11 protein-coding genes are annotated in these 24510 nt (G+C 59.1%); 5 read left to right on the forward strand and 6 right to left on the reverse strand.

Going from position 1 to position 24510, the window contains the following annotated elements; genetic code table 11:
* Complete coding sequence (locus HF949_RS09855; RefSeq protein WP_292894502.1) at positions 1 to 2541, reverse strand: DEAD/DEAH box helicase family protein; 2541 nt, start codon at positions 2539 to 2541, stop codon at positions 1 to 3.
* A 457-nt stretch (positions 2542 to 2998) separates the two neighbouring features.
* Here HF949_RS09855 and HF949_RS09860 point away from each other — a divergent pair, with 457 nt between their 5' ends.
* Positions 2999 to 4327 (forward strand): tyrosine-type recombinase/integrase, encoded by a 1329-nt coding sequence (locus HF949_RS09860; RefSeq protein ID WP_292894505.1) that lies wholly within the window; start codon positions 2999 to 3001, stop codon positions 4325 to 4327.
* Positions 4328 to 4437: 110 nt separating this feature from the next.
* On the opposite strand, the gene HF949_RS09865 is transcribed toward HF949_RS09860, so the two are convergent.
* The 5 genes from HF949_RS09865 to HF949_RS09885 all read right to left on the reverse strand — a co-directional run bounded on the left by HF949_RS09865 (position 4438) and on the right by HF949_RS09885 (position 17935).
* The gene (locus HF949_RS09865) at positions 4438 to 6378 is read right to left on the reverse strand and encodes a tetratricopeptide repeat protein (protein ID WP_292894508.1); all 1941 of its coding nucleotides are present in this window, start codon (positions 6376 to 6378) and stop codon (positions 4438 to 4440) included.
* A 128-nt stretch (positions 6379 to 6506) separates the two neighbouring features.
* Positions 6507 to 11045, reverse strand: a complete 4539-nt coding sequence (locus tag HF949_RS09870) for an ATP-binding protein (protein WP_292894511.1) — start codon at positions 11043 to 11045, stop codon at positions 6507 to 6509.
* Positions 11046 to 11132: 87 nt separating this feature from the next.
* Positions 11133 to 16253, reverse strand: a complete 5121-nt coding sequence (locus HF949_RS09875; protein WP_292894514.1) for a hypothetical protein — start codon at positions 16251 to 16253, stop codon at positions 11133 to 11135.
* A gap of 72 nt (positions 16254 to 16325) precedes the next feature.
* On the reverse strand, positions 16326 to 17549 hold the full coding sequence (locus HF949_RS09880; RefSeq protein ID WP_292894517.1) for a type II toxin-antitoxin system HipA family toxin: 1224 nt from the start codon (positions 17547 to 17549) through the stop codon (positions 16326 to 16328).
* Positions 17549 to 17935: a helix-turn-helix domain-containing protein gene (locus tag HF949_RS09885; protein WP_292894520.1), complete on the reverse strand. Its 387-nt coding sequence runs from the start codon at positions 17933 to 17935 to the stop codon at positions 17549 to 17551. The genes HF949_RS09880 and HF949_RS09885 overlap by 1 nt, the downstream gene beginning before the upstream one ends.
* A gap of 588 nt (positions 17936 to 18523) precedes the next feature.
* On the opposite strand from HF949_RS09885, the gene HF949_RS09890 reads away from it, so the two are divergent.
* The 4 genes from HF949_RS09890 (at position 18524) to HF949_RS09905 (ending at position 24494) form a co-directional block, all read left to right on the forward strand.
* The gene (locus HF949_RS09890) at positions 18524 to 19717 is read left to right on the forward strand and encodes a DUF932 domain-containing protein (protein WP_292894523.1); all 1194 of its coding nucleotides are present in this window, start codon (positions 18524 to 18526) and stop codon (positions 19715 to 19717) included.
* 134 nt (positions 19718 to 19851) lie between these two features.
* Positions 19852 to 21906 (forward strand): ParB/RepB/Spo0J family partition protein, encoded by a 2055-nt coding sequence (locus HF949_RS09895; protein WP_292894526.1) that lies wholly within the window; start codon positions 19852 to 19854, stop codon positions 21904 to 21906.
* 209 nt (positions 21907 to 22115) lie between these two features.
* The gene (locus tag HF949_RS09900; RefSeq protein WP_292894529.1) at positions 22116 to 23201 is read left to right on the forward strand and encodes a DUF7146 domain-containing protein; all 1086 of its coding nucleotides are present in this window, start codon (positions 22116 to 22118) and stop codon (positions 23199 to 23201) included.
* Between the two features lie 351 nt (positions 23202 to 23552).
* Positions 23553 to 24494, forward strand: a complete 942-nt coding sequence (locus tag HF949_RS09905; protein WP_292894532.1) for a DUF2493 domain-containing protein — start codon at positions 23553 to 23555, stop codon at positions 24492 to 24494.
* Positions 24495 to 24510: the final 16 nt, after the last annotated feature.

Here is a 24510-nt window from a genome sequence, read left to right on the forward strand (position 1 = left end):
TCACATGAAGGGATTCAGGGACACGTAGTCCTTGACGTATTCGGGAATCCGTTTGCGCCACGGCGTAGGCACTTCCCTAAGATCGCGGGTCGTGAAGGACGGGTTAACGTTGAGGTCTGCGAAATGGCCAGCGTCGATCAGCGCCCGAACCTTGGGGTCGCGGATGTAGGCCTCGAAGTAGTAGCGCATTTCACGAATACGGTCGGCTTCCTCGGGTTTTTGGTCTACAAGGAATTTCTGAAATTCGTCATCGATCAATTCCCCTTTGTTCTTGAACTTGGGAATGTAGCCGAAGGCCTTTTCCACCAGTTCCCGCACTGAGATACGGCGATCGACACCGGAGGCGCGGCGCAGCTTCTCCAGGGTGAAATATTCGCTTGGCTTGTCGAAGAGTTCCTCGACGACGTGGCGTGTGGCGGCATCCCAATCACGCTGCTCAACCAATTCAGCGAGTTTCTGATCAGAGCGCGCCGTTTCCTCGAATTTCTGGAAGAGCTCACGGTCGATTCGCATGCCCTCCAAGCCGATCTGCTCCTCAACCTGGTAAACAACCTGATCGGGCTCCATAAATTCGTAGCTGGCAGGCTGTGAGGTGACCGTCGAGCTATGATCACTAGTATTTGAGAGCGGCATGGCGGAAGGCTTTGGCAAAGCCAATGCCTGATCATAGTCGAACTTTTCTTCGAAGAACTCGCAATTGGCGAAGAAGTCGAATAGCCGGAAGGAAGCTTTCTGGACATCCGGAAGCGCGGCCTTTTTGGCAGGATCAAACAGCTCTTCCGCAAAATCGTGTTTGCGTGTTCCACGTCCCTTCATTTGGACAAAATCCGATGGAGAGAAGATTGGCCGCATGAGAGCAAGGTTCAGTATGTCGGGGCAGTCGTAGCCGGTTGTCATCATGCCGACGGTGACGCAAACCCGGGCCTTACTGGTACGGTAATTTTCAACGAAATCACTGTGACCGCCAAGATTATTATTCGCAAAGTTGATTGTCATTTTCTGCGAGGCCTGCACATCGCTGGTCACCTGCATCGCAAAATCAGACTGGTAACGCCCCGGCCACAACTGATCAGCCAGATCGTTGAGGATCTCCGTGATTCTGAGGGCGTGGTTCTGGCTGACAGCAAAGGCGATCGTCTTGCCGAACTCGCCGGATATTGGGTCCCGCATCCCACTTTCCAAAAGCGCTCGACAAAATGCCCGATTGGTTGCTTCAGCGAAAAAGCGCTTCTCGAAATCGCGACCACTAAAGGCTTCCTTGATTTCGGTGCCATCTTCAGCCGTGAGATCAATGGTGAAGCCTTCATCGGACAAAAGCTTTGTAGTGACACTGGTGCGTGCGTCGATGACGTAGGGATTGATGAGGAAACCTTCCCGCACACCATCCAGAAGAGAGTACCGGAAGGTGGGGTCGCCGGACTCGCAGCCAAATGTGCGATAGGTGTCGAGCATCATCCGGCGCTCGGCTTCTCGCGGATCTCGTTCGGTCGGCTTGTCCTTCCTCGACTGTTTCAGATAGTCCTTCGGAGTTGCTGTCAGGCCGAGCTTGTAGCCGATGAAGTACTCGAATACGGCGCGAGCGTTTCCTCCAATCGATCGATGCGCTTCGTCTGAAATGACGAAATCGAAATCTGTAGGCGAAAATAGTCGGCGGTATTTGTCGTTGAACAGGAGACTTTGAACCGTAGTGACAACGATATCTGCCTTCCGCCAATCGTCGCGTTGTTCCTTATAGATGATCGAGGTGAAATCGTTTTTCAGATAGGCCTTGAAGGCTTTATCCGCTTGGGTTTCCAGTTCCAGCCTATCGACGAGGAACAGAACGCGCTTTGCGTTGTGCGTTTTCAGGAAAAGCTTGATGACCGCAGCCGACGTCAGTGTCTTTCCGGTGCCGGTCGCCATCTCAAACAGAAACCGCGTCGCTCCCTTCTTGGCATTCTTTTGGATCTCGCGGATCGCCCGTATTTGGTAGGGACGAAGGAAGCGCAGCTTTTGCTTCTCGATAAACGTCTCACGCTCTGCCTTGTTCTTCCACGCCGCTTCGTTCGCATAGCCGGGCATCTGAGTTAGAGCGATGAAATCGTGTTCCACCTTTTCCGCAAAAAGCCGTTCGGCATTTGGCTCGAAGGCGTAATGGTTCTTGATTTCGTCAGGGCCAGGGAAGTCAGGGATGACTGTTGGATTCCCCTGTTCAAGGTCCCATAGGTAATGAATATTCCCGTTACTCAGGATTACGAAGCGGGCATTCTGGGAGCGGGCATACTTGCGCGCTTGCTCCTTGCCTATTCGAGGATCTTTATCTTCGGATTTCGCTTCCAGGACGATGAGCGGCTTGCCGTCCTTGTCTAGCAATAGGAAATCGATGAAACCCTTCGCACTTTTTTCGAAGTCAGCGCCGAGATTTTCAATATGCTCAGGCTTCAGCTTAACATTAGGTTCCAGAACCACATTCGCGGGGCCGTTCTCATCATCGAAAAAGCGCCAGCCGGCGGCTTCGAGCAGGCGATTGATTTTGATCCTGGCCGTGGCTTCCTTTTTCAAAGGCAATGCATCCTCCCCGAATAACCGCAATGGATGCTTACCTCAGAGTTGTAGAAACTAAAACTCTGGAGAGCTGCGGACGATACGTTTTAGTTAGTGGGATGCTGGCATACTGCCGCTGTTGCACAGGGCATCGCGTTAAAGCCAATTCATCCACGTTATGAATAATATTATGAACATGGCGCATTCATTTTATTTAGCGCAATAAAATCAGGCATTTAGCCCGAGTATATGGCGCACCCGACAGGATTCGAACCTGTGACCTCTGCCTTCGGAGCTGGCTTAATGGCCTTTCCGAATTGCGCGACAGAGCACGCTGGAGCACGATAAATCACTGTTTCACATAGACTTTCTGAATCGACGCTCCGAAAACTCTATCCCGCGACAACCCCGGAATTTGCTCCCAAGTGCTTACGTGGTGCTTACGCGAAATCCGGGTCCGACAGGGACCGAGACGATGGCGAAGATCACGAAACGAACCGTAGACGGCGCCGAAGCGCAGACCAAGGACTACATCATCTGGGACGATGAACTGCCCGGCTTTGGGCTTCGGGTCTTTCCGTCAGGCAAGCGAAGCTACGTCATTCAGTATCGCGCTCGGGGACGGTCACGCCGCTATGCGATCGGGTTGCACGGAGTGTGGACCCCGGAAACCGCCCGCCGCGAGGCGAAAATCCGATTGGGTGACGTCGCGCAGGGCGATGATCCCGCAGCCGAGCGGGAGGAAGAGCGTCGCGCGGTCACCGTTCGGGAACTGTGCGAGCAATACATCGCCGATATGGAGGCGGGCCTTGTGCTCGGAAAAGGCGGTCGCCCAAAGAAGGCCACCACGGTCGCGACCGACGTCGGGCGCATCCGTCGGCACATCATCCCTTTGCTCGGTACACGAAGGATCAAGGACATCACCAAGCCGGACATGAACAACCTCATGAAGGACATCATCGCCGGGAAGACGCGCGTCGTGATGAAGACGGAGAAGCTGCGCGGCAAAGCGATCGTACGCGGCGGCCGCGGCACCGCTATCCGTACCATGGGCCTCCTTGGCGGCATCTTCACCTACGCGATCGAGGCAGGGATCATCGATCAGAACCCGACGCACGGCCTCAAGAAACCAAGATACAAGGTGCGTGACAGGCGTCTGAGCGAAGCCGAGTATCGGACACTGGGTGGCATTCTAAAGAACGTCCAGAATGACAGTCACTATGGCATCCACGCAGAGATCCTCCGCCTCATCGCCCTGACCGGCTGCAGGCGTGGCGAGATTATCAGCCTGCGGTGGAGTGAAGTCGATATCGAGGGCAGCTGCCTTCGATTGAAGGACAGCAAGGAAGGCGCTTCTGTCCGCCCCGTCGGTCTTCCGGTGATCGATTATCTCGAAGCCGCCCGCCTTAGAAGGGATGGGACGTATGTCTTTCCCGGCCAGGGCGAGGACAACGCCGTCGGAAACTTCCCACAGAGCTGGAAGAAGCTCTTCTCGGACACTCCGCTTTGGGACGTGACGCCCCACGTCCTGCGGCACAGCTTTGCCAGCATGGCCAACGACCTCGGCTTCACCGAGATCACCATCGCCGCGCTCATCGGGCACGCCAAAGGCTCGGTTACGAGCAAGTACGTCCATACGCTGGACTCGACCTTGATCATGGCCGCCGACACTGTGTCGGGCTACGTGAAGGCCCTTCTTGAAGGAGTCGAGTTCAGGCGAAACACATACACGCTTGACCGACAGACACGTAGGAACGCGATTGACGATATGTTGATTGAGGCGAGGCCAACAACGTCGGTCTAGAACTGGCTCGCAACCACCTTTCGTTCTTCACTTCCGCACCGGCAGAGCTCTCCTCAACCGAACTCCTCAGCGCGCGCACAGTCTGGAGGAATGGGAAGCCATGATTGGCGCTAGAAGAGAGACGGAATCCTCGCGCGGATTTCTTCCGCGAGTTCGTGATTTGGAAACCTCTCAATCGCCCGACGCCAAACCTGCTTGGCTGCAATGATGTTTCCATCGTTCCAATGAACGCCTCCTAGGTTGAACATCGCGATGTCGTACTCGGGGTCGAGTTCTATCGCCTTTTCATAAGCTGCGATCGCCTCGGAAGAACGTCCAGTATTACCGTTTGCCACGCCCAACTGGAACCAGCTCATAGCATCCGGTTGAAGGTGCTCCGCCTGCTCGAGGAGGATTGGACGACTCTCTTCAAAACGGCCGAGGAAATTGAGCGCGGTGCCTAGGCAATAACCATAGTGGCCTCCCACCAGTTCGTACGCCTTGCGGTAACAGAGCTCGGCTTCCTCCCAATTTCCTTCGTCCTGTGCCCAGTGGCCGAGGCGATCCCAAGGTAGCGCGGCATCTTCGGCATCCACAAGCGCGATATGCTGGCCGAACATCGATCGAAACTCAGAATACTCCCCGATATCCTCACCTTCCGAGCGCAGATAGAAGCTGGTGAGCAGTCGTTCGGCGCGAGCACGCCCCAACTTGGGATGCGTCGCTATGCAGCGGTCCCAGAAGATCAGAGCGAGTTGTGCGCTCTCGACGGAGGTACGCCCAAAAGCCGCGATCTGCCGAGCGCACCAAGGCCATATCCATGGTTCAGAATCCGCATTGCTCAGCAGGCCATTGATTTCGCGGAAGGCGGCGCGGGCATCACCGAGATTAAAGAGAATGTTTATGCGCCAACCCGAAATTGCCGATGGTCGACCCAGTTGCCGATCCGTGAAGACAACGCGGTCGAAATGTTCCAGCGCCTCCTCATATCGGCCATTACGATGATGATAGTGGGCAAGTGCGTTATGTGCCTCTGGCAGGTTCGAATTCAATCGCAATGCTTCGAAATAGTGTTCGGCGGCGATATCCTCCTCGCCGAGCCGCTCAAAGCTCGTGCCGAGGTTCTTGTAACACTGCGCGGCCATCTCCGATGAACTACTGAAATCGGTATCTTCAAGCGCTGCGATGTATGATGTCTTTGCTTCTTGCTCGTTGCCAAGCACCGAGAGCGCGTTACCGATTGTGTAATGTAAGCTTCCGATTTGAAAGCGGCCTGTATGAAGCCTCGATCGGAAATGCGTCACTGCCGCCTCGATCCGCTCCACGTCAGGGGACTGATATCCCATTCCTAAGTTTATCTCGGCCATGTAACAAAAGCCCATGGCGTCGTGATCCGCGCCGAGCACCGAGAGAAACTGCTCGAAAGCAGCGCTGAGGACACGATCCGCGCCGCTTTCATATAACCGTTCAGCAAGTTGCTGCGCGAGGTCGGGGTCCTCTGGTACGTGGAGCTCCGGATTCGCGTCTCGCACCACGTCAGGTATTGCCTCAATTGCCGCGGTAGTGTGAGCGATCCTGCGATCTCGTGCGATTCGCGCCCCAGAAAGCGCAAGACTTGCTAATCGGCTTAGGCGCTCCACCGTGAGCTCTTCGGTAAATGAGATCGTTAGGCTCTGCTGATCGCCCCAATCCTTTCCGCTGTGCTCGTATCGGCGCAGGATCTCATCAACGAAGCTGACGCGAAGCGATTTCGTCGGTGCATGATATCCGACATAGAAGCTGTATGGCTGTGCAATCAGATAATTCAGATTGGTCCTGTCGACCACGATGCTGAGTGAACCGTCGGTATTGAGGGCGCGCGCTGTTCCCTTTAATTGGACATACACCCGCACATTGGTGGCCCGCCCATCCAAGGCCACCTCGATTTGGCAGTCGATGCCATAATCCTTCCGATCAGAACCTTGAAAAATGAAGTCGTCGCTCCGCGAGATTAAGGCTTGGAACGCAGCTTCAGCCTCGTCTTCCAGTGCGTGGTTACGATCACGTTTGGGTAATTGGTCGAACGAGCTCATCTCATCTCTTCTAAGATATTTACTGTCTTGACACTTAGCAACTTAGATACCCGTTTGCATTGTACCGGATAGACCAGCCAAAGAACAAAGAGCATGAGAGATGAGCCAGTGATCTACCCGACAGTATGTCAGCGATGAGAGAGGAATTCGGCGAGCTGCCGATTATCGGCGTCCTTCCGTTCAAACTGGAGCTGACCGTTAATCGAGCTGCCATCGAACCGGTAAATGCCCCAGTAGTCGAGCTGACCACCCCATCCGCTTCTATGCGGACGACCGCCGTGCGCACTTTTCTCACCGAGGAATATCCAGATCAATTCCAGGCCATCTCGTTCTAGAAGCGCGGTCAAAGCAGCCCGGTCGATGAGGGCCGCACTATGGCCAGCCGCTTCGGCGGACGGATCCTTAAACTGGATAGTGCCCTGCGCATCGCAAAAGGCGAGCGAGCGACCTTCTGCAAGTCGGAGTTCAAGACCTCGGACCAGCCGGGGGCCTGGAATCGAGAGGTTGAACGAGCCCTCGATCGAATAATTGTGCCCGGATCGCTCCACATAACGGTTGGCGATCGTGCCGAAGACCTCGATCTTCGACGTGCCCAATTCCCAATCACCATGCAAATGATCATAGGACGGGTGCCAAGGGTACTCGCCGAGATAGGCGCGCCACGGCAAATCAATCTCGGGTGGGTGGTCGCGCTCGCGCTCCGAGCTGGTCAGCAGCCTAACGAGGCGATCCGCATCCCCTCGCGCGACAAGAAGCGAATGGACCTTGTGCCAAGTCATGCGCAGGAACACGGATTCGCCGTTGTCGATCACCGATTGATTGCGGGTTGCACCTATATCGAGGACCAGCCAACGACGGCCATCGGGATCGGTCACGTCCAACTGCTTGAGAACGTCGGGTACGTCGCGGCTCTCGTCGCGCATCCAGGCAATCCGAGCTTGGGGCGGTTCCTCACGCCAGCGCGGCGCATGCGGTGACCACCAAGTCGCGGGTTGTCGGCTGCTTTCCCGCTCCTTTGTGCGCGTGATCAAAATTGTGGGATCCATCTCACGCGTATCAACCTGCCAAGGACCGCGATAAGGCTGGGGCTGATCGCGGAAACCGCCATTGACCGCGACAAGATCAGCGAGCCGGCCCGTCAGCTCATGATAGGCAATCCACTGATACTTCTTCCCGATCCGTTCGATGCTGTGTTCCATCCGACCTTGGCTCGGCATATGGCGTTCAAAGCGGGCAAAGCGTTCGGGCGTCCATCCGAGGTCGTGCGCGCGCCAAGCGACCCATCGCCGCGCCGTCTGGCCACTGAATTTCGGATGCCGGAGCGATGCCTCAGCATCCCACATCCCCTTTTCGACCCAACCCTCAGCATAGATCTCATAATCCTCGTATTCCGCGTCGCTGAGCAGTAACCGGAAATCAGCCGCTGCTGCATCGCGTTCGGCTTGGACCTCCTTTCGTGTTGGCCCTCCATTGCCGCCGTCCGGAACATCCTCGATATCGTCGAGCCATCGGTTGAAATCGGATGGCATGGCGCTCAACCGCCCGGAAACATCTATCAGGCGCTCCAGCGCCTCCCCGCGGCCGCGACGCCCCGCTATCGTCCGGGCGTGCCACTCGTTGTAGCGAGCCTCGTCCGAACGCCCGACCTCATCGCGCGGCAGTTTGAGGAAACGATGCGCGAGTGAATCGATCTCATAGCGCGCAAAGTCCCCGTCTTCGAACGCCGAACTCATGATATCATCGCGCAGGAATGATCCCGAATAATCCTGAACGAAGCCAGCTAGCACTTCGTCGCTGACCGTTTCCAACCGTGGCCCGGCCGGATAAGGTGGCCTCGCACGATCGAGCGATACGCTTGCCGGTAGGACGCCGCGGTATGCAGCCAGTTCGATGATACCCCGTGCATGGTCGCGGATCAGAGCATGAGCTGGAACGGGATCATTCGCGAACACTGCCGAATAGGCGGCTTCGGCCAACGTTCCGAGCCCTTCGTCGCTGCCGCTACGCGTCGCGCCGCCATAGACGGCTGCCAAAACACGATCGACGACATATGCATCGTCGAGGTTGGCAAATCCGTCGATGAGATAGGCGCCTAGTTCACGCCGATTTACCAGCAGTGCCGCTAGCGCCTTGGTAGCCATGTCGCGGACGATGCGATGACTAAGGCTGGTGAGCCAAGCTAGCGTGATCGCGGCCAGCCTGGCACGCTCGGGCTCGATGGGATTGAGGCCATTGGCCAGCACCCATTGGATCAGCGTATCAATCGCATTGCCATCATTGGCCGCGAGGTAGGTCGCACGCACTGACCATAGTTCGTCCCGCTCCGGCATCGACAGCGGGCGCAACCAATGGTCGAGATAGTCCGCATTAAAGGCATTGCCGGGTTCGGTTGCAATCGCGATCAGAGTTTCGAGCCAGGGATCGCCGTCCAGATAGTCGGCGTGTTCATTTAGCAGTTCTAGCGTGCGTTCTTGAAAAGCGTCCTGCCGTCGCCACAGCAGGCTGGTTTGGAAGCTAGGTAGTAGGTCGTAGATCGCCATATCGTCCTCGATCAGATCGAGAAGTTCGGTGCCGAAGCGTTCGGGTAACTGTACGGCGAAGGCTTCGGCAATGCCGGCAAAGCGATACGCGTTCGTTCCGTCGACGTATTCGCGAAGCGCTCCGTCCGGTGCAAAGGCAGGCGCCGGATCGCAACCTGTGATTGCTGTTTCGAGCAGCGCTTGAGCGATGCGGTGGTCGCTCAAGCGCTCGAAGGTGAAGCGGACCAGCTCCACCATCTTCGATCCGTCGATGACTGGTTCGACGGTCAGGACTCCCTCATTCTCCAGCTGGAAGAAGAGGCTCTGCTCGGTTTGGTTCTGTGAAGAGTGCAGCTCTTCGAGTAGCGCGTGGGCCTCGGCCATCGGCAGGTAGCCGCTGCGCGCCTCCACCATTGCTTCGGTGAGCCGCTCAAGGGCCGTCTCGACGATACGAAGACGCGGGAACAGGCCCATACGCGCCGTGATCGCCTCCGCGACGGCTCCAAAATAGAAGTCGAACACGCCCGATACACCGGCGAGCCCTCGTGGCAGTTCCTGCTCGCCGCGGCGCTCAAGCGCGTCGCAGCAGGTGCGCAGGAACAGGGGGTTTTCGAATTCGGGGGAGAAGTTGGGCGCTGCCATGCGCACAATGCCGCGGGCATCGAGATAACGCTGGGCGGCCTGCGCGGCCTGGCCGGCGAAGCCGGGATGGGCGATGCGAGGCAGCGCCTTTTCGTCGATCTCGCGAACGATGTAAGGCAGGAAGGTCGTGCGGCAAGAGAGGATTACCGCCACATGCGAGAAGCGGTCCGCCGTGGCGAGAAACGCTGCAAGACGATTGGCCCATAAAGCAACCCCTCCGCGTTCATTGATTGCATCAATCATGACGAGCGCACGCGTGCCCGCTGCTTCGCCAGCGGCATCCAGCGTGCCGAGCAGCTCATCAGGCGTCGTATTGGTCAGGCCGAGCTGATCGGCGACCTGTCGCCAAGGCTCGCCATCGACAAAGCTGCCACCCAGGACCAAGACCGCAGGGAAACCTTGGCCGATGTGATGGTTCGCCACATCGGCGAGCAGATGAGACTTGCCAGTCCCGGCTTCGCCCGTGACAAGCAGTCGATGCTCGTTCGCCAGCCGGCTGATTGGCCGCTTGATTTCGTCTGTTACTTTCCCGATCGCCTCGTAAAGCTGATCGACATAGAACTGGGCGTGGCGCACCTCTTCGCGATCCCCGCCTTGCTGGGCGCGCAGATCCCAGATTGCCGCGGAGCAGGTTCGTAAGGTCTCGCTCGCAACATCTAGAGCTTCTATCCAAGCATCGAAGGGTACTGGGTCGGCCGGGCCAATCGATGCTGTTCGGATCAATCCGATGATAGTCTGAAGTTCTGCATCAAGGCCTGCGGCGGGCGCAGCTGCCGACCCTCCAGAAAGCAATCTCGCGATACTGGCGGTCGCGCGATGCCGGGCCTCATCGATATCGTCGGCGCGTCGGGTCAAGCCCTCAACAAAGCTCGGGTCGCGAGCGATCGCGAGTAACCCTCGGCGGATTGGGAGCTCTATGTTGAGTTCGGGCGTGTAACGCGTGCCGAGCGCATGGCGGGTAATTGCAAAACGCGTTTGAAACCAGTCCGGCGTGAAATGCAGAAGGTCGAACCAGTAGTGCCGCCGTCCAGCGTATCTTGGCTCGTTCCGGGAAAGTCGTTCTATGAGCTGCGTTTCGTCCCATAGTTCAATTGCCACCTTACGTGGAGCGACCGCTTTGGTGCGGGCTTGCAGCCAGCGATTCCAGCGATCCTTTTCGGAGATTCGGTTCCCAACCCGTCCGTCTGAGAGATTGAATGGCAGACTGACGATGAAACGCGAAAGCTGAGGGTGACGCGCAATCGCTTGCTTGAAGGATTTCGTCAGCTGCGCAGCTTCCTTGCTCCCAAACTCGAAAAAGTACTTTGCCTGCCAACCAGTCTCTCTTCCATCAGCTTCCACTCGGTAGCATTCGAGCCCGGCATCGGCGCCTGCACCCTTGCGGTGAAATCGAACATCTTGAGCGGTTTCCAGGACTGCAAGCTGGCAGACCATTTCCTCAAAACCGCTATGCTGGCTCCCATGATGCGGGCGAATGCTACGGAAATTGATCGTGGGAGAAGACATAATCACTCTGGGCTTAGATTTCGGGTTGGACGACTTCGATGAGCGCAAATGTAAATCGAAAATCCTGCATATGGATGCTGACAGTTTCTAGCCATTCACTCGCCTCAAAAACTCCGCGTCGACGGTCACACCGGCCGTCATGAGTGCATCACAGACTTTGTTCCAGACAGAAACGTTGGATAGCTTTTCCGCTTTCTGCCCGATTGAAAGAACACGTCTGCCAATGCCGAGTTCGTTCCAAAACCGATTGTTCGCTGCATCGGCCCATCGGTCGGCTGCAGCCGCGAGCGGGACCTCAGCAGTCGATGGCTCTAGGCATTCGAGAATATGTAAGAACAAGTATGCGATAGTAGGGCATGATGGCGCTTCTCCAGTGATCTCAAGCAACAGCGGGATGAAGGGCATCAATTCGGGATCAGCCAAACCCTTCGTGTAAGCTTGGCCCTCACCAAACCCATAGCTTACTCGCATGAAAAAGGCGCTGATGAGTTCCTTCAGATGGATTTCCATACCGTCGCTTGTCGACCACAAATGACCGCGCCAATGCCGTGTCTGCTTAAGACGCGGCCAAAGACCCTCGCGCACCGACAGAAGATAGATTCGATCTTCTGCATCGCCTTCGATCAAATGAAGATCGCTCTGCACAATTAACGCCGCGGCAGCATCGATGAATGCTTCATCAGAAAAAGCTTTTAGGACATCGAATACCAATGCCTGGCGCGTATCCTCTTGCCAGTGTTGGGCATGCACAGCAGCGAAATGCATCAAACCTCGCGTCCAAACGCGTTCGATATCACCATCGTCTTCGCCGTCCTCGCCTGGCGCGTTTGTCGCTAAGAGCCAGTCCCGATTGGCGCGCATGAGCGTTCGCGATATCGCCATGGCACTTGTGCCGAGACGTTCAAGCGTTCGAAGCCACGTGGTTCCTGTTTTCTCGTCGAAATAGTAGTCTGGCCATTGCGGCTCGGGCGCAGCGCGCTTCTTCGAGCCGTTCTTCCCACCAATCGTCAAAGTCCGTCTTGCACGCTTCGAACGTCGCGGAGGCGGCGTCGGCCACTCAGGCTCTGCGCCGTCCTCTCGCCATAGACGTTCTGCCTCGATCGCGGAGGACAAACGCAGTTTCAGGTCTGCGCATCGCTTGTCATAGGAGGCTTCGTCCTCATCGTAGTTCGCACGGCGGGGAATCCAGCAGCCGAGAATTGCTAGACGACAGATCGAGATCAAGGCCTTCTCATCGATCCTGCCTGCCGCGGTTCGATGCCGCAGAAAGACTGGCGCAGCATTCATCGGGAATTCCACCACAGACCTCAAAAGCCGGTCTGTATCCGCCTCATCACCGCTAGCGGCGGCTAGATAGAGGAGGCCAGAAATCGCCAACGATCTCTCGTCGTACATGACATCGTCGCGCGGCCACGTCCTTTCCTGGCCCTTGGACTGCAGTGCTTCGTCAAATATCGATCTGAGCTTAGACCGATATCGCGCTAGGTCTTCAGGCGTGCCAAGGCGGGCGACAAATGCTGCAGCTGCGATGCGCGCCAGCCAAGGATCGTTTGGGTCGTGCGACGTATCTTCGTTTTCAGCCGGCGTGACGTTGGCGGTCTCGTCCAAGATCGCTTCTGCATCTACGACGTTTGCACTGACCGGCTTTGTCTCCTCGTCCATCGCCATGCGGACTGCCAGAGACCGAGTGAACGCTGAATGTTCCGCGCTCGCAGTGGCGGCACCTTCTTCCAGCCATCGTTTTTGTCCTGGCGGCCAATCGTAAGCCCATCCTTCGCGTTTCTCGCCCGACGCGTCCTTCTCCTTGACCTGCCTGTAGTGAATCCGGGATGAGAGGCGGAGCGCGTGGGACGCCATGAATTCAGGCGAGCCCCATTCGACAGCGTCTTGGGTCCACGGCCCAAGTCGTCTCACAGCCGCATCGAGCCGCTGCTGCAGCACAGCAAGCTCTTGCTCAGAACTTCTGAAGACAAGCTGAGGTATGACGTCGTGCAGCGCAAGGCTTCTTGACACACGGTTCGCCAGATCTTCTTCGACAGATCGGTCGGATGCCGGGGCCGACCGCCAGGTGCTGCCGAGCAGCCCCCCTCCGATCGAGTCAACCCTGTCGATATTGGCCCGCTCTGCGTCCAATGCCAGCGTTTCCGGTGACGCGAGAAGATCTCGTAGGATGTTTCCGTTCAGCGAAGAATGAGACAAGACGAGATCGACAACAACGAGCCATAGCGCGCCGAGTATCGGTCCCTCACCAACTACATCTGCAATTACCGATTCAAGTGCATCGCCTTCGTCAAGCCTGTGATGGGACCAGTGCTCTAGAGCCTGAAGTGCCTTGGCCAGCATTGCCGATGGCGTACGTCCGCGCGACCAGCCATAGCTGAACGACGCCGCAATCCTGCGCGTCTCGCCCATGAATTCTATGGTAAAGTGCGGATCACCGTCTTCAGGCGCACACGCGCGCGTTGTCAGTTCTCTGATGAAGGACGTGCCAGTGGCAGGTGCTGCCTGAAGAAGCTCTGTAAATACGCCCATGCCGCATCGGCCAAGTACAAACGGACTGTCGACACGCGACAATGCATAGGAGCGCCGACCCCTTGTTATCGTATGGTAGTCGTCGTCATCTTCCTCGTCTTCGGTCGCGCGCAAAAATGCTGCTGCGAATTCCGCAGGCGCTGCGCTCGACAAGCGCCCCGGAAACTCGAGGATCTGGCTCATTACTGCTTCCGGACGCTTCGAGTTTTTGACTGCGTTCAAATAGCGGGCCGCAACCTCTGGCGACAGCGGCGCCCAGAGCGCAATTTGAAGTCGAGCTGTTTCGAGAGCGTCGCCGGTGACCGCATACTTTATTTCCGGGAGTGTGTCTCGATACCGAGGCAGAGGGCGGTCTGTCTGCTCGATATCGGCGACCAAAATATCGGCCAAGCGACCCAGCAAGACTGGCGTCACTGTCTTTTCTCCAAACGCTGCAAGAACCAGCCAGTTTTGGAAAAGATCAACGACCGCTGACAAAGCAATTGGCTTCAAACGGTCAAAGCGCCGCAGACACCACAGGATGAGTCGCATCCACACCGGACCTGTTGGAAGGGTCATGCCTTCCGGAACTTCAACTCCGTCTGGCAGAGCCTTGCTTAAGAGGGGTGCTGCGGACTGAGTGTGCGATGCGATGAAGCGTCTGACGAGTTGCGCTGCTCGCTCCCCCTTATCCGCCAAGAGAAAATGGTCATATCGATCGAGCAAAGAGTCGGCATGTTCCGATCGGATAAGCGCCAACAATACGAGACCCGTCCATCCTGAGGCAGCGCCTTCACCCTCTAGTCGCGCGAGTAGTTCCGGCCACGCCTCGTCCGAGCTGCTTTCGGCAAGCATCCGGCACGCAAGTTCAAACCCGCGGGCCATCCAGAAAGGTGGCGGCGCGGCAAAGGGCAGACCGTCCATCACGACGGGATCATCCGATAAGACGCAAGCGGTCGCCCAATCTGTAAACAAATCGTGCCGGAAGCGAACCCGGTCCGAACGGATTTCGACCAGCACTCCTTCCGCAATCAAACCCGCAACAGCCTGCGCGTCCTGTCCCGTGACATCGACTAGACCGGTGCCCTCGATGAGGCCTTGGCCGACCGCGTAGATCACGCGCTTGCGCGCGCGGGTCTCTCCGCTCGTTCGCTCACTCTTCCCCCCGCCGGAGGCCATCCAGTCGTTTGCGAGTTCCGCCTCACTGATTGCTTCGGTAGTATCGAGCCGCGTTCTGATGAGCAGCCGCAACTTCAACAGGTTTCGGGCGAGCGGTTTCGCCGGATGATCCGGTCTTAGCAGGTATGCGAGCTGCGGAGATGCTGCCGCAAGCGCTTCTGCCTCATCGTCATCGAGCCCGTCCAACATCAGTCGTCTGCGACTAGACAGCTGCCCGAATGTCTCTTCGCCGATCCATGTAGCGGCTTCTTCCTCCCATCCAGGTCGTGCAGTGAACAGAACCGTCAGTCCCTGACACTGCAACCCTGCACGTAAGAGGTCGAGGACAGTCTTTCGTTGCGCGCCGTCGCGAAACCGATCAAGACCATCGATACAAAGGTAACCACCCCCGTCGCAGGCAAGATCGCTCAGAAACTCGTCTGCCGTCGCCTGTATATCGAACTGTGAGCGCATCGCGGACCAGCCGCCAGGCGGGGTCCGGTCTGGGGCCAGCACCAATATGCGAGAAACCGCTCCGCGACTCTCGACAACAGTTCTAAGCAGACCGGATTTACCAACGCCGCTAGGCCCCGAAATCTCAACCACGCCGTCCAGCGTCTCCGCTGCCTGAAGCATTACCTCCAATTCGCGCCGAGGCTTTTCCCGCGCGAGCCGGCATTCATTCACCGTAAGTCCGATATCGTCGAGCGCATGGCGGCTCAGTTCCTCGATATGGCGGCGCGCCGCCGCAAGCGTCGGCGCTGAGCCGATGCTGATGTTCACAGCGTTCAGCTTGCGGATCAGCTCGCTTCGGTTCAGTTCGCCTCCCATGGCGTCGGCGCGAACTATAAGCCCGAACAGCCCGTCATAGGGATCGGGGCCACCGTCGGCGGATGTCAGCTGCTTTGCACGAAAGCGGTCATGCTGCTCGGCTATCGAGTTCGGGCGGGCATAATCGAATGTCAGGACTGAGAATGATCGAAGGATCTCGTAGAGAGTATCGCCCCCAGTCTCGCCGCTCGTTTCGAGGTGAACTCTGAACGCAGCGACGAACGCGCGCATGTCCTTGTTGCTGCGCCCTGGCGTCTCAAGGAGCTTCAGGAACGAAGCGGCATCGATCGTCTGCTGCGCAAGTTCTAAAGCTTCCTGCACGCCATTGTCGATCGCACCCGTGGTGCGCTCGATGGCAACCGCAAAGCGGCGGTTCGGCTCGATCTTTCGTGCTCTGACGATTGCGTTTACGATCGAAGCGAAACTGGCGTCGTTCTCTGTAAACGCCATCGATCGTTTGACCTGAACTTCAAGACAGCGATCTTTGCCTCCAGACGTCTTGCAATGCACGATTACGTCGTCGAGCGGATGCTCCTGACCGCCTCTTTGAAACTCAACGCGATCAACGATTGCTCCCGGCAATCCGAATGGCTCGGTGCTGGCTAACAACGCTAAAGCGTAGTGTGTGCCAACTTTAGCTTCAAACTGCGCACCGGCGGGACCGGTCGATCTGGGGCTTGAATCTTTTGCGGGGCGCGCTGGTTGCATCACACTTCCCCCGCTGCGGATTGGGACAGATGCACGCGATCACTGGTTTTCAGTCGCTGCATGCCGAAAGGGTCAAACCGCAAGGGCACGATTGATCTCCTCGTGCTGAAATGCATCTGCGTAGGTTTGCACGTCATCAGTCGTGCATCCTTCTGACCGCAGCGCCTGCTTCCAGTTCTTTGAAATTATGTCCGCCATCTCAGATAAATGGGCTTTCGCGCTCTCGACCTTCACGTCAAAAAACTCACAAGCCTCCAACGCGATTTCGAGCGACGCTTCGAATGAGCCGCCTTGGATGATGCCCGTTTCCAAAACGCGGTGCCGGGAAGGCGATGGGTTGATGTCGAACGCCGGTGACAACCGCCACCGGTCATTCCCGGCATAGATGAACCCGTGGTTCTTGAGATGATCGTCCTTGTTCGACACCAGGATGGTGAAAACGATCCGTCGCCAGAGTTCGTGCAGGTCCTCGACCGGCTTGCTCGAAATCTGACGGATCACATCGGCGATGTCGGTGTAGAATCCGGCTTCCTCGCTCTGCCAGTCCAGCGCGGTGCGCGCCGAGATATAGGGAATGCGCGTGTCGCCGCGGCGGTCGAACCGGCGGATCAGCGCTATCGGACTGTCGCCGTCGCGAAGCTCAAGCCGGGCATCGGCCACGCGCAGCCCACACATGCGCGCCAGTTTCAGCGTCGCCACTTCGGCGCGCTCAACCGGTTTGGTGTCCTGTGCTGAGGTGAACTTGGCAATCCAGAGATGTCCGTCGCCTTCGACATTGGCTTTCGGTCGCGCGCCCCCCAGTGATCCTGCGACACCAGCAAGATCACGTGCTTCCTCTTCCATACCGCTCGGGTCCTGCTCGAAGCGCTGCGCCAGCGTGCGCAGGTGTTCAAGCTCCACCAACCGGGGAATGGGCGGCGTGAGGTCGGATAGTGGCTCCATGTCCTCGCCGAGGAAACGCAGCGCTCCTTGCCGGGTGCGGTCATCTGACAGGACGAGATAATCGAACTCGCTGAGGCCGCCGCCAAGCGCCTTGGTCATCAGCGCGCGCCCCCAGGAATCCGGCGCTGCATCGGCAAAGCATCCCGGCAGGGCCGAGCGCTTGTCGTCCTTCCCCGATGAAAAATGGCTGCCTTCGCGCAACGGCAGTCCCGGCGCGAGCGCAAAGCGATCCTCGGCGGCGAGCCAGGCCGCATCGTATTCGAACTGCGAATGCTGACGCCGCCCGTCGCTTTCAAAGCGTAGGCGTCCCACAATCCGTTTTCCTTCACCAAGCGCGACGATGGCCTCGGGCATCAGAAGCCGACTCCTTCCTCGTCATCGCCATCAGCGATCGGAGTAGCCTTGTCCTGGCCTTGGCTCGAAGACTTCGGCGTGCGCTTGCGATCGATCCGTTTGGGCAGGCTTTCCCGGTCGAGCAGCAATCCAGTGTCATCTGTGCCCGCGTCCAGAAAGTCCGAGATGCGGTCAATCTCGCCAAGGACGAGGCATGCCATGGCGAGCGTGCCAATGCTCACACCGTCATCGCCTTTCTCGAGCCGGGCCACCGTGCTTTCGGACACACCAATCCGTTCCGCGAAGCCTTTCACGGAGATGCGCCGTTTCAAACGCGCCGTCTTGATATTTGCGCCCAGAGCCTCCAAGGCTCGGCGTGCGCTTACAGAGTTCACTTTAACCGCCATATCTGACGCCCAAACATTATTTAACCGTCAAATATGACTGATAGTGTAATTTCCCCCATTTGGCAAGGTTGCCGTCGGTTGAGCGGTCCGAGCCGCTGTTGTCCGAAATCTGCCTACACGCGTCGGACAGGCCATGCCGAGCGTTGTGCAGGGTTTGGCAAAACCAGAGGCCTGGTGCTGTCAACCGTGGCGACGCCTCAGAACCGACGGGGTCAAGTGCCAACGATCTGAAGCTGAAATTCATATTCCTAAGTGCGCGCCAGACGCGGAGATAGCATTATGATTTTGCGAAGCCACGAATAATACCTTTCCTCCCACTCTGGGTGCCGTTGTTGGAGGTTTCATATCACCTGAAGTTCAGAAGGGCGTCTCCCTGCGGGCCAGGCTGTCGGCAAAGCGGAAGCCACGGCCGGTCTTCCCCCTGACGGGCGTCCATCACTGACGTGGGGTGTGCGGTGCGGGTTGCCGGTATGGAGACGGTTCACCATGTTGTGCGATGCGGCCAGAGTAAGAGGCCTGCGGCTGTTGCCGTGACGGGTTTGGAGGTCGAGAGAGAGGCTCTCGGACCGCCCGTTATGGAGAATAGCCATGACAGCGATTGAGATCTTGAACGGCCGCCCCGAGAGCAGCGGCTACAAGGTGGATGTGTCCCGCGGCGGGCATAACGGGCGGGTATCGTCCGAATGGTTTTCCCGGCCCGATGACGAGAAGTATCTCTCCCTGTCGGACCTCTACACCGCGGTGAAAGGTCGCGCCGAGCGGAGCAAGACGCGCACGGTCGAGAGCGCCGCGATTCGCGTCGAAGCCCATCGCGATGATCCAGAAAAGCTGGCGTTGGTCTTGCCGAATGCGGGAGCACCGGTCGCGCCAACCCATTGGAGTTTCGGCCAGCTCGCGAACCTCGTCGGCGCGCCAGCGGCCTATCTGCGCCAGCTTCCCGCGCCGCTCGCCGGGATCAACCTGCAGTACGGCCTCACCAACCACCGGGCCGAACAGGTCAAGACGATGGAAGTCGCCAACGGCCGCACCGAGCTCCGAGCCGTGACCGGCCCGGACTATGGCCGCATCTACGACCACGAACTGGTCTCCGCCGTGCAGCGTATCGCGGGCGACGGCGTCGGCGACACGCGCTGGAAGGTACCAGGCGTGCTCGACTGGTCGACGGGCATCTACAATCCGATGGTCGACATCACCAAGGACACGACCACGCTCTACGCCTCAGACCGCGACGTCTTTCTCTTCCTGGTCGATGATATGAATCCGATCGAGGCCGGTACGCTACCCGACGGCTCACCCGATCTCTTCTTCCGCGGCTTCTATTGCTGGAACTCGGAGGTCGGGGCGAAGACGCTCGGCATCGCGAGCTTCTATCTCCGCGCAGTCTGCCAGAACCGCAATCTCTGGGGTGTCGAAGACTTCCAGGAGATCACGATCCGGCATTCCAAATATGCAGCCAACCGCTTCGCGCATGAGGCGGCACCGGCGCTGGCCAACTTCGCCGACTCCTCACCGCAGCCCTTCATCCAGGGCATCCGCTCCGCACGCGAACGTATTGTTGCACGCAGTGATGACGATCGCGTTGCATTTCTGAGAAAGCGCGGCTTCTCGAAGGCGGAAACCGGCAAGATCGTCGAGACGGTCCTCGCCGAGGAAGGCCGCCCGCCCGAGAGCGTCTTCGACTTCGTGCAGGGCATTACCGCTGTCGCCCGCTCGAAGCACCAACAGGATGCGCGACTCACCATGGAGACCCGTGCCAAGAAGCTGCTGGAGGCCGCCACCTAGGCGTTGCCGTTCCGCTTTTTCCCAACCCTCCGTCCACGGTCCATCTCCTTCAAGAGGAAGAGGTGGGCCGTGGTTTTCGTGACGGGTCTGGAGGTCAGAGAGAGTCTCGTGATCGCCCGTCGCGGAGAAATCCCATGACAAAGTCCAAGAAGATCACCCTCAGCGCCTCGCGCGACATCCCCTTCAACAAGCTCGTGCTCAGCCAGTCCAACGTCCGGAAGGTCAAGGCCGGCGTCTCGATCGAGGAACTCGCCGAGGACATCGCCCGGCGCACGCTCCTGTCGTCGATCACGGTGCGCCCGGTCCTCGACGAGGATGGCGCGGAAACCGGCATGTTCGAGATCCCGGCCGGCGGGCGCCGCTACCGCGCACTCGAACTGCTCGTGAAGCAGCGTCGCCTCAACAAGACCGCACCCGTTCCCTGCATCGTGCGCACTGACGGTCTCGCGGAAGAGGACAGCCTCGCCGAGAACATCCAGCGCGCGCCGCTGCATCCGCTCGATCAGTTTCGCGCCTTCCAGTCGATGCGCGAGAAGGGCAAGTCCGAGGAAGAGATCGCTGCGGCCTTCTTCGTCTCCGTGGGCGTCGTCAAGCAGCGCCTCAAGCTGGCCGCCGTCTCGGCGACACTGCTCGACGCCTATGCCGAGGAGGAGATGACCCTCGACCAGCTCATGGCCTTCACGGTCAATCCCGACCATGAGCGCCAGGAACAGGTCTGGGATGCGCTGAAGCAGCACTACTCCAAGCAGCCTTATGATATCCGCCGCATGCTGACCGAAGGCGCCGTGCGCGCCTCCGATCGGCGGGCGCAGTTCGTCGGTCTCGACAACTACGTCGAAGCTGGCGGCGAGGTGCTGCGCGACCTGTTCCAGACCGACGATGGCGGCTGGCTGCAGGATGCTGCCCTGCTCGAGACCATGGTCGCCGAGAAGCTGAACGAAGCAGCCGAAGCCATTCGCACCGAAGGCTGGCACTGGATCGAGGTCGCGACCGATTTTCCTTACGGCCACACCTACGACCTGCGGCGCATTCGCGGCGAAGCCGAGCCGATGAGCGATAAGGAAGACGCGACCTACGCCGCACTTAAGGCCGAGTACGACAAACTCGAAGAGGAACACGCCGAGGCTGACGAGCTTCCCGAAGAGGTCGACGAACGGCTCGGCGAGATTGAGACGGCCATGGAAGCGCTCCAGAACCGTCCGATCCGGTTCGAGGCGGAGGACTTCGCCATCGCTGGCGCCTTCGTCAGCATCGACAGCTCCGGTGGTCTGCGGGTCGAACGCGGCTATGTGCGGCCCGAAGACGAGCCGGCACTCGAGACTGGGCACAGTCCCGACGGCGAGACGCTCGATCCCGACACGGACGATGCAATCGCTGACGCATCCGATCCGGTGACGGATCAGGATGAGGAAGAGGATGACGACGGCACCAAGCCGCTGTCGGACCGCCTCATCTGCGAACTGACGGTCCATCGCACAATGGCGCTGCGCGATGCGCTCGCGAACGATCCGCAATTGGCGATGCTCGCCTGTCTGCACGCGATGGTCCTGCAGCTCTTCTACCACTACGGCCAGGACAGCTGTGTCGAGATCACGCCGCGTTCCACACAGTTCGGATCACAGGCGCCGAATCTCGGCGAGGCTTCCTATGTCCAGTCGATCGATCTCGGCATCGAGACCTGGGCGGGCAATCTCCCGAAGCAGTCGGAAGATCTGTGGGACGCGCTGACCGAATGGGACAGCGACAGCCGCGACGCGCTCTTCGCCCATTGCGTGGCGATGACGGTCAACGCGGTGCAGGAGCCTCACCATCGCAAGCCCCGCCAGATCGCCCATGCAGATGTTCTGGCTTCGACGCTGGGGCTCGACATGGTGAAAGCGGGCTGGACGCCGACGGCGAACAGCTATCTCGGCCGCGTGACCAAGGCGCAGATCCTCGCCGCCGTGCGCGAGGCGAAGGGCGACAAGGACGCCGATCGCATCGCCGGGTTCAAGAAACCCGACATGGTCGAAGCCGCGGAAGAACTGCTGGCGGGCACGGGTTGGCTCCCGCAACCGCTGCGCACGGCTCCGCTTGCGGAAGAGCCCGACGAGCCGGAATTCGAAATCGTCGATGACGGCGATGTCACGCCTGACGAACCGGCGGTCGAGGACAGCGAAGAGGCGATCGCGCTCCAAGCCGCCGAGTGAGCGCACAAAAACAGGCGTTCGGCGGCTCTTGGTCGATGGTTCGACGCACCCGATTGGGCGATGATCAATCTGTCGCCGAAGCCGCCTTCGCCCAATTCTTCGAGCAGTTAGCGACCACCAACCGAGGGAGACGCTCCCCCAACTCCCTCGACCTGGGGCCTGTCGGACGCGGCAGGCCCTTTTTTCTGCGCATCATCCAGGAGACCACCATGGATAGCCCCGCCGCAGACCTTTCGCAAAAGCTCAGCCGCGAAGCCGAGGCTGTGTGCCGTCAGTACCTCTCCAATGGGAGAAAACATGGCCAATACTGGGTCGTCGGCGACGTCGACAACACTCCTGGTCGCAGTCTCTATGTCCGGCTCACCGGCCCTGCGCGCGGCAAGGGCGCGGCGGGCAAATGGACCGACGCCGCCACCGGCGAACACGGCGACCTCCTCGATCTCATCGCGGCCAATCTCAATCTCTCGACGCTCCGCGACACGCTCGACGAGGCGCGGCGCTTTCTCAGTCTCCCGAGACCGGAATCTCCTGAAAAGAAGCCGCAGACGCCGGTAACGCGTGGATCACCCGAGGCGGCCCGACGGCTTTGGGCGATGGGCCAACCGATCGCGGGGACATTGGCGGAGCGCTATCTCTTTGCACGCGGATTGAAGGAGCTTCGAAGCATGAGCGCGCTTCGGTTCCATCCGAGCTGCTACTACTGGCAAGAAGACGCACACATTGACGATCAGCCCAACGCCTGGCCCGCATTGCTCGCGAAAGTCACCGACACTGCCGGAACGCTGACCGGCGCCCATCGAACCTGGCTGGATCCGCACGGGTTTTCGGAAGTCACGCTCGGCAAGGCGCCGATCGACACGCCGCGTCGCGCCATGGGCAATCTGCTCGGCCATGCGGTCCGCTTCGGCGTTGCGCGCGATGTCATGGCAGCGGGCGAAGGCATCGAGACCATGCTGTCACTGAAGCTTGTCCTGCCGCAAATGCCGATGGCGGCCGCGCTCTCAGCCGCTCATCTCGCCGCGATCCTGTTCCCCGACACCCTGCGCCGACTTTATATCGCTTGCGACGACGATCCGGCTGGCGCGGGCGCGATGCAGAGCCTTGTCGAGCGGGCGAGCATGGCCGGAATCGAGGCGATCCCGCTTGCGGCATGTCTCGGCGACTTCAACGAGGATCTGCGCAAGGACGGCATCAACGTGCTACGGCAGAACGTGCGCGTGCAGATCGCGCCGGAAGATGTTGACCGCTTCATGATTGCGGCGGGATCGACCGGGAGAGAGGCGCTGCCGGGCTGAGCATCGTCGACGAGATCGGATTGGGCATGGCGTCCCGCCGGAGAGAGCCGCGACCTCGGCCTTCTTCGAGAGGGCGACAGAACGGCAAACGGTCCGGTCCGGCAATGGCTGCGCCCGGTTCTTTTCCGGCGGCGGCAGAGCCGCCTTTCCATCGCGAAGCAAAAGAACCGGGCTCCGCCATCCTCCGCTGCCGCTGCGGCCCTGCGCTCCTTCTCGGCATGATCTTATCCCAAAACCGGTGGCCATTTTTGGGGATCATGCCCGTCGCTCCGGGTGCAGGCCCGTCCCGCCCACCGTCTTTCGTCGCCACGAAGGCCGCGGCGGTCGCGGCCCCCGACGAAGGACCACACCATGTTCACCGATCCCGACGACATTGATGGCGAACCCCAACTTAGCGCATCGCCGACAGACACGATCTGCACCGAACTCCAGCTCTTCGGTCACCGTCCACCCGAGGGCGAACCTGACCCGCGCGAGGTGCCCGAAGACGCCCGCATCGAATGCGCCGTCGCCGACATCTTCGATGCTCTCGTCGCCACCATGGCCGACACGATGCTCGATCACGACCTCGACGAACTCCTCTGGTCGACGGTCAACATGTTCCATCGCGCCACCGACCGGATCGAGCGCAAGCTCGACGATAACGAACAGGCACAGAAACGCGGGCAACGCGAACAGGACGGCAGCGAGGTCAAAGCCGTGGAACTCGAACGCCTGATCACGATCGGACAGTCACTGATCGAACGCCGCGACTGCATGGAAGTCTATCGCGACAGTGCTGCCGAACATTATCTTTGCCTGACGGGTTCACCCTGGTCGGCACGCTCAGGATCGCGGGTCAACCATCGCAACCTCACCTCTGCGATGATCGACAGCCGCGACTTCCTCGCCGCGAAAAAGCGCGCCGAATCGCAAGTACACCTGCCGCAAGGCCCCAAGATCGCGTTCACCGGCGGACTCGACTTCAACGACCATCGGCTGATCTGGAACACGCTCGACAAGGTCCGCGCCAAGCACACCGACATGGTGCTCCTGCATGGCGGCTCACCAAAGGGCGCCGAACTGATCGCCGCCAAATGGGCGGAGACCCGCAACGTGCCACAGGTCGCCTTCAAGCCCGACTGGACGCGCCACGGCAAGGCTGCTCCGTTCAAGCGCAACGATGCGATCCTCGATGTTCTGCCGATCGGGGTCATCCTCTTCCCCGGCACCGGCATCCAGGACAATTTCGCCGACAAGGCGAAGAAGCTCGGCATCACGGCCTTCGATTTCCGCCAGCAGATGCGGGCTTAAGCTCGAAACCTGATCC

Origin of the sequence: Nitratireductor sp. (assembly GCF_017794765.1) — a bacterium.
Classification (GTDB): Bacteria; Pseudomonadota; Alphaproteobacteria; order Rhizobiales; family Rhizobiaceae; genus Nitratireductor.

Excerpts from the sequence above, each read along its gene's own strand:
- HF949_RS09860 (WP_292894505.1), top strand. The coding sequence starts at position 2,999 with ATGGCGAAGATCACGAAACGAACCGTAGACGGCGCCGAAGCGCAGACC.
- HF949_RS09865 (WP_292894508.1), bottom strand. The coding sequence starts at position 6,378 with ATGAGCTCGTTCGACCAATTACCCAAACGTGATCGTAACCACGCACTG.
- HF949_RS09870 (WP_292894511.1), bottom strand. The coding sequence starts at position 11,045 with ATGTCTTCTCCCACGATCAATTTCCGTAGCATTCGCCCGCATCATGGG.
- HF949_RS09875 (WP_292894514.1), bottom strand. The coding sequence starts at position 16,253 with ATGCAACCAGCGCGCCCCGCAAAAGATTCAAGCCCCAGATCGACCGGT.
- HF949_RS09880 (WP_292894517.1), bottom strand. The coding sequence starts at position 17,549 with ATGCCCGAGGCCATCGTCGCGCTTGGTGAAGGAAAACGGATTGTGGGA.
- HF949_RS09885 (WP_292894520.1), bottom strand. The coding sequence starts at position 17,935 with ATGGCGGTTAAAGTGAACTCTGTAAGCGCACGCCGAGCCTTGGAGGCT.
- HF949_RS09890 (WP_292894523.1), top strand. The coding sequence starts at position 18,524 with ATGACAGCGATTGAGATCTTGAACGGCCGCCCCGAGAGCAGCGGCTAC.
- HF949_RS09895 (WP_292894526.1), top strand. The coding sequence starts at position 19,852 with ATGACAAAGTCCAAGAAGATCACCCTCAGCGCCTCGCGCGACATCCCC.
- HF949_RS09900 (WP_292894529.1), top strand. The coding sequence starts at position 22,116 with ATGGATAGCCCCGCCGCAGACCTTTCGCAAAAGCTCAGCCGCGAAGCC.
- HF949_RS09905 (WP_292894532.1), top strand. The coding sequence starts at position 23,553 with ATGTTCACCGATCCCGACGACATTGATGGCGAACCCCAACTTAGCGCA.